17 protein-coding genes are annotated in these 17,847 nt (G+C 39.0%); all 17 read right to left on the bottom strand.

The window, feature by feature from the left end:
- Positions 1–146 precede the first annotated feature (146 nt).
- Positions 147–1,229 carry an acyltransferase family protein gene (locus IC229_RS08695; RefSeq protein ID WP_190886566.1) on the bottom strand — a complete coding sequence of 361 codons (1,083 nt, stop codon included), beginning with the start codon at positions 1,227–1,229 and terminating at the stop codon, positions 147–149.
- Positions 1,211–2,542, bottom strand: coding sequence for an acyltransferase family protein (locus IC229_RS08690; protein ID WP_190886565.1), 1,332 nt, complete (start codon positions 2,540–2,542; stop codon positions 1,211–1,213). Before IC229_RS08690 ends, IC229_RS08695 begins: the two co-directional genes overlap by 19 nt.
- Positions 2,515–3,753, bottom strand: a complete 1,239-nt coding sequence (locus tag IC229_RS08685) for an acyltransferase family protein (protein ID WP_190886564.1) — start codon at positions 3,751–3,753, stop codon at positions 2,515–2,517. The genes IC229_RS08690 and IC229_RS08685 overlap by 28 nt, the downstream gene beginning before the upstream one ends.
- Before the next feature lie 29 nt (positions 3,754–3,782).
- A complete protein-coding gene (locus IC229_RS08680; protein WP_190886563.1) occupies positions 3,783–4,679 on the bottom strand; it encodes a class I SAM-dependent methyltransferase in 897 nt (298 codons plus the stop codon).
- A 110-nt stretch (positions 4,680–4,789) separates the two neighbouring features.
- A complete protein-coding gene (locus tag IC229_RS08675) occupies positions 4,790–5,791 on the bottom strand; it encodes a hypothetical protein (RefSeq protein WP_190886562.1) in 1,002 nt (333 codons plus the stop codon).
- A gap of 105 nt (positions 5,792–5,896) precedes the next feature.
- Positions 5,897–7,033: an acyltransferase family protein gene (locus IC229_RS08670; RefSeq protein ID WP_190886561.1), complete on the bottom strand. Its 1,137-nt coding sequence runs from the start codon at positions 7,031–7,033 to the stop codon at positions 5,897–5,899.
- 56 nt (positions 7,034–7,089) lie between these two features.
- Positions 7,090–8,232 (bottom strand): non-hydrolyzing UDP-N-acetylglucosamine 2-epimerase, encoded by a 1,143-nt coding sequence (gene wecB / locus IC229_RS08665; RefSeq protein WP_190886560.1) that lies wholly within the window; start codon positions 8,230–8,232, stop codon positions 7,090–7,092.
- Between the two features lie 16 nt (positions 8,233–8,248).
- Entirely contained in the window at positions 8,249–9,007 is a 759-nt protein-coding gene (locus IC229_RS08660) for a polysaccharide deacetylase family protein (protein ID WP_190886559.1), read from the bottom strand.
- Between the two features lie 11 nt (positions 9,008–9,018).
- A complete protein-coding gene (locus tag IC229_RS08655) occupies positions 9,019–10,110 on the bottom strand; it encodes a DUF354 domain-containing protein (protein ID WP_190886558.1) in 1,092 nt (363 codons plus the stop codon).
- A gap of 30 nt (positions 10,111–10,140) precedes the next feature.
- Positions 10,141–10,863, bottom strand: coding sequence for a class I SAM-dependent methyltransferase (locus IC229_RS08650; RefSeq protein ID WP_190886557.1), 723 nt, complete (start codon positions 10,861–10,863; stop codon positions 10,141–10,143).
- A gap of 6 nt (positions 10,864–10,869) precedes the next feature.
- Complete coding sequence (locus tag IC229_RS08645; protein ID WP_190886556.1) at positions 10,870–11,694, bottom strand: lipid II:glycine glycyltransferase FemX; 825 nt, start codon at positions 11,692–11,694, stop codon at positions 10,870–10,872.
- Positions 11,695–11,925: 231 nt separating this feature from the next.
- Positions 11,926–12,999 carry a DUF354 domain-containing protein gene (locus IC229_RS08640; protein ID WP_190886555.1) on the bottom strand — a complete coding sequence of 358 codons (1,074 nt, stop codon included), beginning with the start codon at positions 12,997–12,999 and terminating at the stop codon, positions 11,926–11,928.
- The gene (locus tag IC229_RS08635) at positions 12,996–14,153 is read right to left on the bottom strand and encodes an N-acetyl sugar amidotransferase (protein ID WP_190886554.1); all 1,158 of its coding nucleotides are present in this window, start codon (positions 14,151–14,153) and stop codon (positions 12,996–12,998) included. Before IC229_RS08635 ends, IC229_RS08640 begins: the two co-directional genes overlap by 4 nt.
- Positions 14,150–14,917, bottom strand: coding sequence for an AglZ/HisF2 family acetamidino modification protein (locus IC229_RS08630; RefSeq protein WP_190886553.1), 768 nt, complete (start codon positions 14,915–14,917; stop codon positions 14,150–14,152). Before IC229_RS08630 ends, IC229_RS08635 begins: the two co-directional genes overlap by 4 nt.
- 40 nt (positions 14,918–14,957) lie before the next feature.
- Positions 14,958–15,584, bottom strand: coding sequence for an imidazole glycerol phosphate synthase subunit HisH (gene hisH, locus IC229_RS08625; protein ID WP_190886552.1), 627 nt, complete (start codon positions 15,582–15,584; stop codon positions 14,958–14,960).
- Positions 15,585–15,699: 115 nt separating this feature from the next.
- Entirely contained in the window at positions 15,700–16,677 is a 978-nt protein-coding gene (locus tag IC229_RS08620) for a glycosyltransferase (RefSeq protein WP_190886551.1), read from the bottom strand.
- A 6-nt stretch (positions 16,678–16,683) separates the two neighbouring features.
- Positions 16,684–17,262: a hypothetical protein gene (locus tag IC229_RS36060; protein WP_394355928.1), complete on the bottom strand. Its 579-nt coding sequence runs from the start codon at positions 17,260–17,262 to the stop codon at positions 16,684–16,686.
- Between the last annotated feature and the right edge of the window lie 585 nt (positions 17,263–17,847).

Raw genomic sequence — 17,847 nt, 5'->3', positions numbered from 1 at the left:
TTATTAGGAATTTGTTGTCAAAAAAAACTTTATGGTAGCAAATGAAGGCAATACAATCAGGGAAGCAGGTATATCAGTAAACATATTGAAGAGTGGTAAGGTTGGCCAAAACCTTGCAAATCATGAACGACTCTTATCTGCTTCTATCAGACAGGCTTTGTTTCTAAATTCTGTATAAATCGTGGAGAATGGAAATATTTCTTTAGGCTTAATGCTGGCTTCTCAATGAAATGCCACGACAAAGAAGCCAGCAAAACAGTGATGATAAAACTATAAATAATCATCTCTTTCAGGCTGATAGTTGTGTAAAGTGCGGCTATCGACTGCTGAACAGGGAACCCATAAATATAAACACCATACGAATAATCGGGTAATTTATTGAATTTGCGTATAAATCCTTTTGGGATGAACGCAAGGTAAATAACAAGATAACATATTGATAGAGCGTATGGAATTAATAGCCAATCTTTTTTGAATAAAAAAGCTATAAGAAGTAAAAGTAAACATATAAATAACGATTGTGATAAAATAATTCGATCACGATAAATGTAAAAAAGAGCCCCTGAAGAGAACATAGCTGTAAAACGTGACGGGTTATCAAAGTTATTTGTCTTAAAATACCTATAAATGGTTAGAGATACCGAAAAGATAAATATTGTTATAATGATAACTTTAATAATCCGAAGAGAAAAAAGAGCATTAATAAACAGCCTAAAAGCCCCTAGAATTAATAATCCTATATACATTTTAATTTCCCATGGTAATGTCCAAAGGGATACGTTTACACATGACTTAAAATGATTATTTTCGAAAACACCTGGTAAGGAGCACTCAGTTGTAGAGAATAAATTTAAATTATGATACAAATAAGTAGAAATTTGTAGATTAGTTAAATATGCTTTTAAAGGTAGTGTAGTGAATAATGCTCCTATAATAAACACACTAAATAGTAGGCAAACAAATAACCCAGGAAATATCCTAAGAAAGCGAGATACTATAAAAAAGTTTATATTGTTACGCTTTAATAAGCTGCCAGTTACAAGGAAACCACTTGTAATGAAAAACACATCTACAGCCACAAATCCAGAGTAATAATTAATAGCTGTTATACTTTTGCCCGCTGCTGGTTGAGCATGGCAAAATATAACCGCACATGCCGCTATAAGTCGTAATAAATTGAAATTGTTATTACGATTACTATTGACCTCACTCAATAATTTTGATTCCATTTCTCAGATAGGAATTTACTATTTAAAATTTTATGCCAGACAATTGTTATTTTTTGCTCAATGGTATTTAGAAGATCACGTATTGTTTTATAGACTATTGGCGTAAGTTGAATAACTGGTAATTCAATATTAACATGCAAAATAAAAGCTACCAGTACAATTATCGGTGTTATCATTACTACTAATGACCAATGCTCTAGACTCGTTAGCTTAGCTGCTTTTTCAAAGCCTAATCCAAATCTAAAAAGACAGAATAATAGTAGACCATGAAACATATAGATTCCATAAGAAAGCTGACCTAATAGTCGTGCTCCCTTGTTTGATAAAAAACCGAAAAGTGTGTTGCCACCTGTAATTATACAAAATATTACGGAAAATATAATAAGAGGCAATAGCTGGTAAGGTTTAATAACTGCTACTATAAGTGCCAAAATAAAAATGATACCGGAAAATACCCAGTGCGTGGTTCTTTGTGAGAATTTTCCAAAATTAACTAGTAAAGCGGCTATGATTCCACCAACAAAATAAGTGAAGTACATGTATAAATAATCTTTATAAGGTATTATAAAAAAAAGAATACATATAGTAATTAGTATTGCAGAAATACTAGGCTTATTTCTGAAAAGTAAAAAACTTAATACCGGTAATGTTAGATAAAAAAACCATTCATACCGCAACGTCCATGGGACGTAACAGATAATAACTCCTGTATTTTGAAAATTATTAATATTAGGCGCATCTTTTATGGTAAATAATATCCACTTGCTAAATTGGCTAATTAATGTTAAAAAAGACTCTTTATCACTAAATGAAAATTTGCTTAAAAAGCCAATGATAACAAATAAGAAAATTATAGCTAGCGCATAAATAGGAACTAAACGTAATATTCGAGATATATATAAGTTTAACCAGTTAATTTCGCCTTTTATCATTTTATTGAAGAATAAGAGACCTGACATCATAAAAAACATTGAAACACTCAAATTTGTCATTTGAATGTATAAATTAGACGGTGGGGCCCACCAGTTGCCTGTACGTAAATAAAAATACCAAGTAGCGCTATGTGAGATAAATACGATAACCGCTAAATACCCCTTTAATCCATCTAAATTTTCGTATTTTACTGGCTGTAAGGTTAAATATTTACTTTTGCTGATTGCGGTCGTAGTTAGTAGTGAGACTGCAATTACGCAAATTGCAGGAAGTAAGGCTACTGGCCCTAATAATATTTTATTTATAATATAATTCATATTATTAGGGTAATTTTGATTATTAAAACTATCTTTTATTTGAATGATACCACCTGATGCCAATAAATTCTGGCTTTATGTTTTGTTGCTGATGTTATTTCATGTATTTTCTGATAAATTAAAGGCGTCAACTGCATAGCTGGAAATTCAATGTAAATATGTATAAGGGATGCTATTAGTATAATCAATGGAGTTAGTAATATTATACAAACCCAATGTTGCGCACTCGACAAGGTTGCTGCCTTCTCGTACCCCAGTATAAATCTAAAAAAAATAAAAAAAACTATACCATGAAATAAATATATCCCATATGAAACTTGGCCCAATGCTCGCGCGTATTTATTTAATAGTACACCGAAAATTGTATTTCCACAGGCAATTATGATAAATATAGCGGCTGTAATAGCGATATGAAATAACTGCTGACCTTCGATAGTTACTAATAATAATATAAGAAGAAAAATTATTATAGAAAACGGCCAGCTGTATGTAAAATGTGAAAATTTGCCGAATCTAATTAATAATGAAGCTAATATGCCTCCACCAAAATGTATGAAGTTTATGTATGAGTAATCTTTATATGGCAATACTACAAATAAGATATATAATGAAATAGATATTATCAATAAATTAGGTTTTTCATTGAAAAATAAAATACTAATAACAGGTAAAGCTAAATAAAAAAGCCATTCATACCGTAACGTCCAAGTAATGTGGGCGATGATAATCCAGGTTTTTTGAATACCATTTACGTTGGGCCAGTCCTTCATAGTAAATAATATCCATTTTTTAAATTGGCTAGTTATAGTTAATATGGATTCATTTTCATTTAATGAAAAATTACTTAAATAGCCTATAATTAAGAATAAGCAAAATATTGATAAAAAATAAACTGGAAATAGACGAAATATACGACCAATATACAGTTTCAACCAATTAGTTTGCCCTTTTAGTAGTTTATTGCAAAATAAAAAACTGGTCATCATGAAAAACATCGAAATACTTGCTTGCCCAATTTGATGGTATGCATTTGATGGTGGAGGAAACCAATTTCTTGTGCGTAAATAATAATACCAAGTTATGCTATGGCAAATAAATACTATGATTGATAAGTACCCTTTTAGCGCGTCAAAACTTTCATATTTTACAGACTGTAAAATAATACGATTACTTTTATAAAGTACCGTTATTGATAATAGGGCACTTATTAAAACGAATATGGCTGGTAAAATGCCTACTGGCCCCAAAAGTGTATTTTGAATAAATTGATTCATATTTGCTAAAACTATATATAGATAAATTTTTACTTTTTACGTAGCCATATACTTCCACCTTTGTTCTCCAGACATAAGGGCATATATTCTTCAAACCATCTTAAATGAAAGTTTTCCATAAATGTATTGAATAATACAATCTCGTAATCAGAATTGTTCATTAAGAAAGCTCTTAAAATATAGGCTTCGTTCCAGCCAAATCCAGTACTATTTATCACCCAGTCTTTAGGGTATTCGAATGGGTAAAAAATATCATGGAAGTGAATTAATACACCTTTCTGTAATCGAGGTAGAATGTTGAAAATAACCTGGTTAACATCACTCCCCGTTTTAGAAACATGCGTAGAATCTATAAATAGTATGTCGTTTTCGGCAAGTTTATCGAATTCTTTTAAGTCAATTTCCTGTAAGCCTTTTTCATACGTAACAGTACGTTTGTGATCCTCGTCACGTAGCAAGCCGTAGAGTCGCTCTGGATAAGGCTCTATAAAGGTGAATTGAATAGTATTGTTGAAAAACAGTTGATTGGTATCCAGCATTACAGCCGACGAAAAGCCCGAACCTACTTCAATTATTTGCTGAGGATTGAATGTTCGCATTATGCAGTGGAGCATAATTGCGTCGGAATAGCAATACTGGTTACCAAGAGCATCGTAGTGATACCGATGGTCAGGATTATATGCTTTGGAAAAAGGAATTGTTGGATAAAGCTTGCTGAATTGCTCCAACAACTTCATTTGCTGGGCTTCCCTTAAGTCAATATTTGGAATTTGCCGAGGAAAATTTTCAAATAGCTCATCCCGATTAAGTAATTCGCTTTTATTGACAATGGGGCTATAGTAGTGGCCGGGGGGAAAGCCCAGACCTGTTTGATGATAGAGAAGGTTATATACGTAACGAAAGCGATTAATACGTTGGAGAAGCATAAATCAGGGATTGTCTAATACTGTAAATGAGTTAGAAAACGATTGTGGAAATACGTAACAGATATGATAAAACTCCCTTCAATTACTTTGCCGAATTATATTGGAAATAATTAAATGCGCAGTTTCTGCTGCACTAGTTTGAGCCATGTAGCATGACCTTCACAATTCCAATGTGTGTCACCTTTAAGGTAGAGTGATCTGGAAGATTGCTTGAACACATTATAAGTGTTTACAATCGGTATTGCTAAGTTTGGGCTATTCTGAATACGTTCAATTAGATGGTTATAGTCAGTTCGATTAGTATCCAGAATACTGGCTTTATTCGGTATCAGTGACAGATAAATTTCATCGAATCCCTGATGTCGGTAATAATCAGCGGTCTTGTTCAAATTTTGTATCAACGAATCCACTTCGGCGTCTTCGAGCGGAGAAAAAGAAGAATTCTGTGGTAACCGATTGTCAGCTTCCATGAAATAAAATAGATGCTTTTTGTCTTTCGATAGACTTACCTGAGCATCTGTCCGGCCGAACCAGTTGAGAGTCAATTGTGCTTTAATTTCTTTAAACCAGAATGCCCAGTCATGGTTAAACAGGGCAGCTTCGAGCCTGGTTTCGACACGATTTCGATGAAAGCCTTTTCCAAATCGTTCGCTTAATTGCCCTAACCAGTTGGGCTCCTGATACGTAGTGATTGAAGAAATATCTTGATGATGGGGCATCGCAAAATTCTGGCGAATGTTACGTTCAACCGATTCAATTAATAATACGTTGCGTTTGGTGGAGTCGGATAGAACAAAATTTAATGGCCCCATTCCCCATCGCTCATAATGACTTACCCGAAAATCTGATTTATTCAAAAATAACGGCAGCGTGAAACTATCGCCAATAATGTACAGATGCGTAGCGGCTGTATCACTGAAGCGATTTGGATGTGCGTATTCTGGCCATGGCTGCTTGAACTGAGGCAGAGCCGAAAATTGATATAAATCTCCAAATCGTACCTGATCTGTAATTACTCCTAAAGCTGAAAGCCTGTAGGCTATTCCAGTCGAAAGTCCACTTGCCCAAAAAACTATGGTTATTAGTAAAATGCTCCAACGAAATATGCGCATTTGTAGACAGTAATAGCCTATAATTAAGTTATTTACAATTATTCGCCAACGTGTTTAATTCTATCAGGCTGATAAAAGTTACTCGACATTTGAAAAACTATAGAATCAAGTAGTTAGTACGTCTGGATGTAATACAGCAGGAATAGCTTTGTTTTTTTGTAATTTCTTAATAATACGAGATCCTAATTTTTGGAATGGAATCTCAATGATATGATGTAGCGCATAGGAAAAAATAATATTTAATACTAAAAATAATGAAAATGAAAATATATACCCTAAGGCCGATGAATAATAAAAAAAAGATTCTATTTTCTTTACTATATCGAATTTAAGCATTAAACCTAGTACGGGATAATGAAATAAATAAATTCCATAATTTATCTTTCCAATCATTTGCGTAGCGGAATTGATTACTATTTTGTAATTCCTTTGCGCTATTAAATAGACAATTGCAATAAGACTGAGTGAATAGATCGTGAATTCAGAATACAATAATTTTTTTTCTGATGCTAAATCTATGAATATGGCTAAGGCTGCAATTGCAAAAATTAATGGATTAACGTTCCATTCAGGTTTAGGCGTTGTGATAAGAAAATACAAAACTATCCCAGACGCAAAAGCGGGCAATTGGTTTGGTAGCCAGAATTGAGCAAAGGTTTCGCGAGGGAGGTCACCTACAAGTAGTTGCGTTTTAGCTAGAATAATATTTAAAATGGTATTTAATAGTATTGCGCAAAAAAGAAATATGACTGCCCGATTTAAATTCTTTATTCTCCTAACTAATATGGGTAAAATAAAATAAAACTGCACCTCGATGCCGACAGACCATCCTACAGGTACAATAGCATGAATCCAATATGGATTAAAACCGTGAAGTAAAAGAAAGTTTGCAACAATTGATTGATTGCTTATGGCCTCCGTATCGGCTAAAGTAAGATTATGTTGAATGAGATAATAAATACAGGCAAAATAATACAGTGGTGCAATCCTGAAAAATCGTCTAATAAAAAAATTTCTTATATAATTACGCTCCGACTCTCTTCTTATATTATAGGAAACGAATAAAGTAAATGCACTTATCATGTATAACAACTGAATACAACCTTGACCATTATTTACAGCAATAGTTTCTAAAGTTGTCGGATTAGGGTTGAATTCTCCGTATGGTCTGAAGTGATTCAGCAAAACACCAATCATAGCCAGGCCTCTTAGAGCGTCGATGTATTCTAATTTTTTAACCATGTTTTAAGAAATTGTATTAGAACTTTTCGAGGGTACAGGAATTGAAATAATTGGCATTACTTTCCTGATAAAATATTCAGAATACTTTCGGCGGTTTTTCCGTCGCCGTATATTTTTCTAAATTGAATAGCATTCGATTTTGTAATCGAATTATAAGCGTCAAGAATTAAGCCAGGATTTGCATCGCATAAAAAAGCTGCTCCGTTCTCAACGATTTCTACCCACTCTGTTTCCGAACGTAGTACAATACAAGGTTTTTGATAGTAATAAGCTTCCTTCTGTACGCCACCTGAATCCGTTATAATCAGACTGGCCTGTTGTTCGAGGGTTATCATTTCCAAAAATGATACCGGAGGTAAGAAGCTGATTTTTGAACTGGAAAACAGAGCTTTATACAAATTTTCCTTTAGCAAGGCAATCATTTGTTTAGCAGTACGTGGATGCAGCGGTATAATTAATTTAGTCGAATACGTTGTTGCGATGGTTAGCAATGTATCGAAGATGGCGTTGAGTCGCATAGCATCGTCAGTATTTGCATTTCGGTGAATGGTAACCAACGCATAGGGTGACTCTTGAAGCTGGAGCCGTTCTGTAATATCCGTTCTCGAAGCTGCTACGTCGCAGAAATACAGGCTGTTATCATACGTAATGTCGCCAACATTAAATATGCCTGGATTATCCATTGTGTAAGGCGGCTGGTTGTTCAGCGTAAAACCTTCTTTTTGCAGGTTTTCGACGCCCGTTTGCGTAGGTGGGAACAAGTAAGTCGATACGTGATCCGTTAAGATTCGATTGACCTCTTCGGGCATTTTCTTGTTGTAAGAGCGCAGACCAGCCTCGATATGAACAATGGGTACGTGCTGTTTAGAGGCCGCAATGGCACCCGCCAGCGTAGAGTTGGTGTCGCCATATAGAATGAGATAATCTGGCTGTTCCAATTCAAGAATCGACTCTACTTCGACTATCATTTTGGCGGTTTGCTCGCCATGTTTTCCAGAGCCTACCCTAAGATTATAGGCAGGAGCCGGAATAGCTAACTCATCAAAAAATACGGCCGACATATTTTCATCGTAATGTTGGCCTGTATGCACAATGACTTCCGAGATTTGCCCCGAAAAATTCAAACGTATCGCTCTGCTTAGTGCTGATGCCTTGATAATTTGTGGTCGGGCGCCAATCAACGTAAGAAGTTTTAACATTATTCAGATTCAAAAATTATTCAACATAGAAGTACCGCTTTACTACGTTCTTCACACTTTGCAGGGCGAATTCACTTGCCCAGAAAAATGGATTAGAGTGCCATCGCTGCGGATGGAACGTGAACATAATCTGCTCGGGAAGTTCGTTTTCAGCCAACGTAGCAATGATGTTGCAGGTGCTTTTGAACGAGTAGGGCAATGATGTTTCCACTTTATCCCTAACGCTAACTTTGCTGCCATTCCAACGGCGACCGGTGTCGGTGAGGTAAGCTACTTTGCTGAAGTCGAGATCAAAATAAGGCTCGCCAATAATCCCAAATTCCCGATACGAATAGACGCGCCATAGGTCTCTGGAGTCATATTTCGACAATGGACTCCCATGCATACAAATCGTTGAGACGGGCGCAAGCCGACGTAGTGCGGTTAGGTTTTGATTAAAGTCTTTGATGGCCAGCGAAAGATCTCCTTTGCAGGTCGTCAGGCATTCATAATGATAGCCAATCTCGTGACCCATATCGGCAATTTCCCGAATTACCCGCTCACTCCAACCTGACTGATTAGCTCTGAAATAATATACGCCTGCTATGCCACGCTCATGCTGAATCCTGGCAAATTCCAGCGAATGTTCAGGTTTTGAGTCAACATCATGACGCAGAATAACACTTCTGGGCGGATTGGTAAAAAGGAACTTTTCGAACGTAAAAAAACTGTAGCCTGATTCTTCAAGCTTGTTTAACAGGTTGATATACATCGATATAGTAAAATCCGTTTTCATATCGGCTGTTACTACAGCGATGATTCATTGGCCGAAAAAATAGGCTTCTGATTCGCTATACTTTTCGGATAATGGAGAATCAACTGGATCAAAAAAGAGGTTAGATCAATTTTTTCGTTTAACATGACTGCTTTACGATGAGCCCATCTTTCCTTTACGTCACTTCCTATCAGCAATTCTTTAATTTTTGCGATCATCCCATCGAATTCGTCCGGAGAAAACGAATAGCATAGCCGGTATTGATGTTCCAGCTCATTCGGAATAGAGAGCCTGCCAGCAAACGAATTCATTTTTAGAGCGGGCGTTCCCAGTATAGCGGCTTCGGTTGTCATGGTCTGACTATCACCAATAAACAACGTAGCGAAATGCAAAAGCGAATGTATTTTGTCGGCAGAAACGGGCAATTGGTACGGTTCCAGTTCCGACTCGATGCTACGTTCAGACGTAATGAAAACTTGTCCAAAGGCACTGAGCAGTTTCACCAGTTCAAGCTTTTGAGCGAGTGAAAAACCACGTATTCCTGCATCATGGTGCGCCTTAAACGCATTGAAACGTAACACAAAAAAAGTCTCGCCTTCCTGAATTCCTGCCTCATTTAACACGGTTGGGTCAGGTACGAATCGGTTTGGATGTAAATAAGCCAGTTCATGGTAGCTCGGATAGCATACTTGCTGATGCCCTCGTTTCTCATGTGCCAACGCGTCAGGATTGAGGATAACATCTGCCCACGAAATGAATTTGCCCGAAATAGGTGCAGCTGTTAAATCATCATCATCGAGTACGAACGACTTCATTGGTGTTAATTTGGAGACAAGCGGTAACACCAGCGAAACACCAATACCGTAGTTTATTTTTCGGCTACGTACCAGCAGAAGAACCTTTATAAAATGAACGAACTCATAAATATATTTAAGTAGAATATGGTCTTTGCGGTTACCAATGTTTATGAATTTTATCTGATAAAGACGTAGCAGATCCGTAACTGAGTCGATATTTTTGGCAGTCACAACGACCTCATGTCCAGCACTTTGTGCGTCCTGAATGAAGTATTTAAAGAGATGGACATGCGCCGGATGGTTAATATCGACTAGTATTCTTTTCATAGGTGAAGTGTGAAAGAAATGCGGGTTTATTTAGCGCCGTATATCGCCCGTTTTTCTGGCAGAAATTAATAACCAGGGGCTTTGAGACTGCCAGTTTTTGAGATTAAGTTTCTGTTCAAGAAAGACAAAAAAATCGACCAGAATAGTATTAGATGTAAGCGGCAAAGGAATCCAGTTCATACCCTCCACTGCTTCAATTTCAAATTGACAGTCGTTGAGTATTTTTTTTAATGCTGACAGATTTACATCGTAATAAGAACTTTCACCACCGGCCAGCGCTTTTAATTTTCGAAGCCAGTAACGCCAGCTATCAGTATTTGTGTACGTGAAAATGATATTTCCCCTATCATCAAGAAGTTTGTTCATCTTTGAAATAACATCCTGAATATTGGAGAAATAGCATAAGGCTTCAATACAAACAATAGTCGAATACGTTTTATTTAATTCGGTCGCCAGGAAATCACCACAAATTGCTGATATTTTTTGATTTCTGTATTTTAAAATATCGATTGCACTCTGATTAATATCAATAACTGTAATATCATTAGAATACTCTAGTAGTGGAATAGCAAAACGCCCTGAACCACCTGCTACATCAAGAATACGTAGTGCGTTCCGATTTAGATTTTTTATGATGAAATTTAATTGTGTTTTCGATTTATAGCGTCCAGTCCGGTTATTATAAGCGTTAGAGAATATATAATCCCAATTGTAGCTCGTATCCGACTGGTTCCCAATAGTAATAGCCTGCATAATTTTTCAGTTAACCGTAAATGATACGTTCCCCAAGGCACGTATCAACCTGAATCCAACACTCGCAACCGTGTATAGAACCGGGAGTTCAATACGTTCGTATCGGCCATAATTCACTAGCTGGCCCCCGAATTTTTTCTTATACTCTCTCACCCCATAGTGAACATCGGGTTTGCCCGCACCACCGAAATCAAATTGAGTAAACCCATTATTTTTTGCCCATTTCATTATCTCCCAGGGCAGTAAATCATTCGGATATTTGTTGTAAAACTTACTGTAAGCGCCTGCATAATAATCATATAACGTACCGTTATGAGCCAGGCACAGCATGCAGCCGATTATTTTACCCTCCCATTTTGCGGTGAACAGCCGAAGGCCAGCCGTTTCGCTTGTTTGTTCATGCAGGGCGCTGAAATGTTCGAAGCCGGGAAGTGGTAATCGAGCTCGCTGATAAACTTCTTTTAAAATGGCATAAGCCGATTTTAGTGAATCGAGTGACGTTTCGAGATGGATGGTACAACCTTCGTTTAAGGCGCGCCGAATTTCGTTACGTCGTTTTGAATATATTTTCTTCCACAATACGTCCTCAGTTTTGCGTAAATCGATAATAAAATTCAAATGCTCTTCATACGTAAAATTGTTACGTTGAAACGCTTCTTTGTACGCTAACGTATCATGTAAATTTCGCACCTGCGAGTATAGTGTTTTTACATTTACTTCTTTATGCTTTGCCAATAAACCATTAATAATCTCTTTGTTATTATCTTTTGCGACAGGTCCCCCAGCAATTACACCTCTACTTGTTACTACGTTTAAAACTGCTACGTTCATAATTATCTGTCTATAGAATAATAAAACCCCGACAATATCTCCATGACATATAGCGATTATATAAAATGGTAATACATTTTTAGTTGCTTGACATACGTGTAAAAAAGCAGGCGATTGAAAATAAGCAAACTCAGCGTATGACTCTAAAAATTCATTAATCTTTCTTTCTTCTTTATCAGTTAGTTGGCTTAATACCTGATAGTCGTACATCTTATTACTACGTTAATTGTACTATACAGCTGTGTTAACCCGATTATGTCTACTGACAGGGTAATTTTCAAAAAAATCGACCCAGAAACTAGTGACATCTATTTTGTCGTCTAGCATCTTCTGTCGTTTTCGTTGAAAGCGATCATATAAATCTGGAGTTGACAGTAATTCATCAATTGTTGACAGCAGTCGCTCTGTTTCTCCAATTTGTATGCCAAACGTCAGGCTGTATTTTATTTCAAGTTCGCTGAGTACAGATATTTTATTGACTAAACTGCTATACCGGATAGACGGAATACCTAACATAGAGGCTTCAACACTCATACTCTGGCTATCTGAAATAAGCAGTTTGGCATTGGCTAAAACATGGTGTATATCGGCTGGGGCGATTTGGAGTTGATACGATTTGTATTTGTCAGCAATGATGCCTTCGGCGGTAATCAATACGTCATAATCCCTTTTTTGGGCAGATTGAATAATCGTATCGAGCAGGTTTTCATCCAAACCTCGTACACCAATATCATGATGAGCCGCTAACCGCGACAGTCGGATTAGTAGGTAATCTTTAGGAATGCGGTATTTAGCTAAAACCGTTTTATCGGGTGTAAAAATAGTAGGATGCAGATAGCCGAGTTTCATGTAGCCTCTGTAGCCAACTTTCTTGGATTGCCAGCTTCCTACGTTACAGACATCCGGGCATAGTATCGTTTGTGTAAACGGGAATGTTAAATCTGCCAGGTTTTTAATAACGTCGTAGTCGTCTTCCAGAATTGTAATCCGGTGAATGTTCATTAATTTACCCAATTGGGCTAAAGCAGCATCCGTGCCAATCAGAACATCTGGTTTCTTTTTCAGGATGATGGGAAAAATAATGACCATCCGCTTCAGTAAACTCAGCAGTATCGCCAATCGGGAAGCTCCTCGTTCTTTGGGCAATACGTTCGTGTAGGGCAGGCCGTCATTCTTCAGCAAATCCTCGAGTACGTCTTTGGTTTTGATCAGTATGGTTATTCCATGCTTCTCCGAAAGACGTAGCATTGTTTCACGCAGGGCCAGGTACTGGGCTGGATGACCGAAATAAAACAGAAATTTCATTTTTTGATTTTTGTATCCAGTACCTGATTCGCCGTGATTGTCATGGGCGTAAATCCATAAAGCCGCTTTAAGAGAGGCTTGAAACGGCTTGATAATTTGAGCGTCAGTTCATAGTTAGATGGATAATCGAAGGTATTTTTGGCAGGCGCTGCCCAGATTCTTCCAAACTCCTCGTCAGTTAGAGCCAGTTTTTTCTGAATATAAGCCCGCATCAACTCCAGCTCGCTCTCGGGGGCAAACGGCTGGCTTAATTGTTCCAGGGCTTCATCGCGGGTGATTGCATTGCTCAGAACCTGCGCCGATAGATTGATTTTTCGTTTATCGATGCCAAACTTTTTAGGTAGCCAGTAAGCCATTGAAAATTTAGTGAACAGGTTTTCGTGATGGTGGCCGCCGTAATCTTTCCAGCCATATAACTCGGTCATCAACTGTTTGGCTTCCTGTTTATTATAATCCAGATAGTAGTAGGGGCGGATATCTTTAATGCCTCTCAGCAACCCCGAAAAAATCATTTTAGGCAGAGTCAGCAACGGGTACGTTGTCAGCGGAATATCTGAACCGAATGTCTGGTGGATATGTAACAACTGACGGTCATCGGCATACGTCCACTCTTTGGGTTGCTTACCCTCCGATCGAAAGTCATTACCACGTAGCATAAAGGAAATGCCTTCGGCCTGTGCTACGTGATACATCGTTGCCTTGATGGCCAGATCAGTAGGCGTATCAATCCAGGGCATTCCGGCTTTCATGTAGGCACGTAGCAGATCCTGAATCTCTTCGTAATTGATTACGTAGGTTTCCAGATCAATGTTGAGTTTTGAGGTTACCTTGTAGATATTCTGTACGGCAATGTCACTGTTGAAGCCATTGTCGAGGTTAACGGCCAGTGGGCGCAAACCATGCTGAACCGCCAGATGTAGCAAATAGGAGCTATCGACACCCCCACTCACGCCAATCAGGCAATCGTAAGGCTTATGCTGACCAATCTTCTTGATGGCCGCAACAAGTTTCTGCCAATCGGCCAATCCCTTTTCGCCCCTGGGGTAGTTGGCCATCATCGTTTCCTGAAGCTTGCAGAAATTTGAAACGCCATGCTCGTCGAACGTAATGCCTGGAATACTCTCATCCCACACGCCTTTTGCGCATATTTTCATGGCTGACTGAATAAGGTTAGTAATTCATTACGTTGGGGATAATTGACCAAAACCGCTTTTCGAGGGCCGTGGTACACAAACATAGAACCGGCGGCTACGGCAGAGGCATGGGCTGTGTGGATAGCTGCTTTTAAATCAGGTAAACTTCCGGCCCCGCCAGCGGCTACTACCGGAATATCGACAGCGGCTGATATGGCTCGAATAAGGGCTAAATCGTATCCCTGCATCATGCCGTCGTGCTCAATAGAGGTGATTATCAACTCACCGGCTCCGTAGGCTTCCATTTGCTGGGCCCAACGTATCGGATTGAGGCCGGTTGATTGGCTCCCGCCCAGCGTATAAACTTGTTGTTTACCCCAAAATTTCTTTTTGACATCGATGGAAACGACGATGGTGGAACTACCAAATTCGTCGGACGCAGCCTTAATAAAACTGGGGTCCTTTACTGCAAACGAGTTGATGACTACCTTTTCGGCACCGGCGTTGATACGTTCCTTAATCTGCTGAAGTGAGCGAATGCCGCCCCCAACCGCGAAAGGCATATTGGCTTCGTCGCCGATGGCACGTATCAATTCCAGGTCGATGCAGCGATTTTCCTTTGTTGCCAGAATGTCCAGCAACATCAACTCATCGGCCTTCAAATCGTTAAAAATTTTGACGGCGTTGATTGGGTCACCGATATAGGTATAGTCGTTGAATTTTACGGACTTGACCAGACCTTTATTTTTTAGGAGAAGAACCGGAATAACGCGAGGACGGAACATACACTACTGATACGTAATAGTTTATTCAGATAGTAGAAGTTTATAGAGCAATAAAATTGGCAATCATCTGTTCTCCCCAGTCGTGGCTTTTTTCGGGGTGAAACTGCGTACCATAGATATTCCCTTTCTCGATGGCCGATACGAACGGATAGTTATACGTCGTCATCGTCAGTACGTCTTCGGGCTGCTGACAAACCATGTGGTACGAATGCACAAAATAAAATTGGGCTTCATCCGGTACATTGGCCAACAGGCGCGAATTTCTGGTGCGGTTGCTGGTATTCCATCCCATGTGCGGAACCTTGTAAGCCAACGTATCACTCACCTGAAATCGCACTACGTCGGCATCGAACCAGCCTAGCCCTGCTACGTTGCCTTCTTCGCTGGAGCGGGCCATTAATTGCATACCAAGACATATGCCAAAAATGGGTATTTGCTCAACTAAAATTTTGTGTTGCAATACGTCCCAGATACCCGATTCTTTCAAATTCTTAACACCCGTGGCAAAATGGCCAACACCCGGCAGAACCAGTTTCTGGGCCTGTGCTACGTCCCGACTATCGGATGTGATACATACCAGAGCGTTCAGACGGTCGAATTTCTTCTGCACCGAGCGAAGATTTCCCATGCCGTAATCAATGATCACTATGTCGGTCTGTGAACGCATTCAGAGTTGATTGAATTAGTTTTATCACCCCAACCCCCTTCTAAAATAGGCGGGGGCAATGTAGAGACTTACTTGTACCCTTCTGGTAGATTTGAATTAACTGCAACGGTTGTTTTTAAGTAAGCCCCTCCTGTTTTAGAAGGGGTTGGGCGGTCGAATTGAGTTGATAGTAAATACTACGTATCTGCTCCGCAATCAGCCGGTTGTCGAAACGTTGGACATGCGCTCTTGCTGAAATCGGGTTTTTGCTGGCCAATACGCAACGGATTTTTGCCGCTACGTCGATTGGATCGTAAGACGTAACGTAGCACCCAGCCACTTCGCCCATAACCGCCTGTACATCACCCACATCTGTTGACACGACCGGGCAATTACAAGCCAGTGCTTCTTTGACAAACTGCGGTGAACCTTCCGAAAAAGAAGTCATCAATGCTACGTCGACGGCACTAAACATAAGCGCTACTTCTTCGCGGGTATAGTTTGTTAGTTCGAGCAACTCAACCGATTCGTCGTCAAGGAGTTCAATAGCTGATTTCGCCAACGGATAATTCTTGATCGGAACATTAAATCCAGCCGAAAACAGTACGTATTTTTTATGTAGACTAAAGCCCAATTGTTGTCGGCTCTGAACCTTATTTCGTGGAATAAATAGATCAAAATCGATGCCACAGGGTACTATAGCCTGTTTTTCTTTATTGGCATAAAGCGCTTTTCGAGCGAGCTGGGAACTGATATAGACTGTTTTCCGGCTAAGCGCATCGACCAGAGCCGCTATAATTCTGGATTTTGGCAGATTAATATCGGACCCATGGAACGTAGTAATGACCGGCACTCGACGTTGCAGATTCGCAAGCATACCCGACAGTGCTACGTGTGCGTGAATGCAGTCATACGCCTGACTTTTAAGCTTTTCGGTGAGTTTTGTCAGACAAGACAGATAGCCCGTGAAACCTTTCCCGTTAATAAAAAAATAATCAAATGTGAGTGTCAGATCAAGCTGTTTCAGGGCTTCAACCTGATCGTAGATAAATGCCTGATGCTTTCTGAAATCAAAAGTTGGAGCATTTCCACTACACACAATCAGAATCCGCATAGTCTTTTAGGAGCGACCCGCGAGTTTAAACCAATTCCAGCCGATGACAACGGCCAATGTGAAAAACAAATAAGGAAGGTATAATTTCCTGGTTTTGGCGTTCATCTGTGAAATGCCATGGGCCGCAAAAATGAGTAGATAGGGGAGAAGCGGCAGGTGAAACCGTTCAGATAAGGCAAATCCGCTGGATGCTAAAACGAATATGTAGGAGAAATTACTACTGAGTAACAGAAGATGATTTCTTACCTGTTTTCGCTTGTAAAGTGTCCAAAGGCTGATTATTACAAAAAAGGCATATACATTTCGGGTAAAATAGGCACCAGCCATCATCATGGCATTAGGCTGTAACGTATCAACAAAGGTCGGGAACGGGGCCATAATCATGAGCGGAAGAAAAACGCTACGTGACCCATAACGGGCAAATTTATTGTTACCATCTCCTCGAGTAGCGTAACTATTCATCTGCGACGTAAGATTCGATGTGCCCGCTTCCAGATGTTCGGTAATGTTATCGGCCAAAGGTGTTAAAGCAATCACATACGTACCAATAGCTAATAAAAGAACAAGCAGTACGCGCTTATTCATTGTGGATATTCTGCTGGATGAAAAAACAATTGTTATTGCAACAGATCCAAGTAAGCAACCCGCCAGGACAGTCCGAAAAAAGAATAATAACGTAACAGTAAGAATAAGTAAAAATATGTCCCATAGCCGAGCCTTGTTTGCTCGTATAACTTTGTCGGCCAGATACGTGAAACAAATAGATAGAAATACCATTTCTGTTTCTTTAACATGCAGGCCACAATAATAAATCATATTGGGAACTAGCATAGTCATTATTCCTGCTAATCGACCGACTGCTTCGCCAAAATTATTTCTTCCTATTTTATAGGCTAGTACGCAGGTATAAGCACCTAAAAACGCTTTAATAATGCGGGGGGGTAAAACACTGTCGCCAATAGCGTAATAGAGCATTCCTAAGTAAAAAGGGTAGCCCATATCGGCGTAATTTATGCCAACGTATTCTATATATCGTTCAAATTTGTGAAACCTCAATAGAAAGCTTAACCAGAATGCTTCATTATGGTAACCTAAAGCGTCAGCGGTCTCATACTCAAAGGGCTTGCCGGTTGTATTCAGGAAGTAGAAATAACTGAAAAAGACCCAAAC

Origin of the sequence: Spirosoma profusum, assembly GCF_014699005.1 — a bacterium.
Lineage (GTDB): Bacteria > Bacteroidota > Bacteroidia > Cytophagales > Spirosomataceae > Spirosoma > Spirosoma profusum.
Note: the sequence above shows the minus strand (reverse complement) of the source record. Positions and strands in the feature narration are given on the sequence as shown.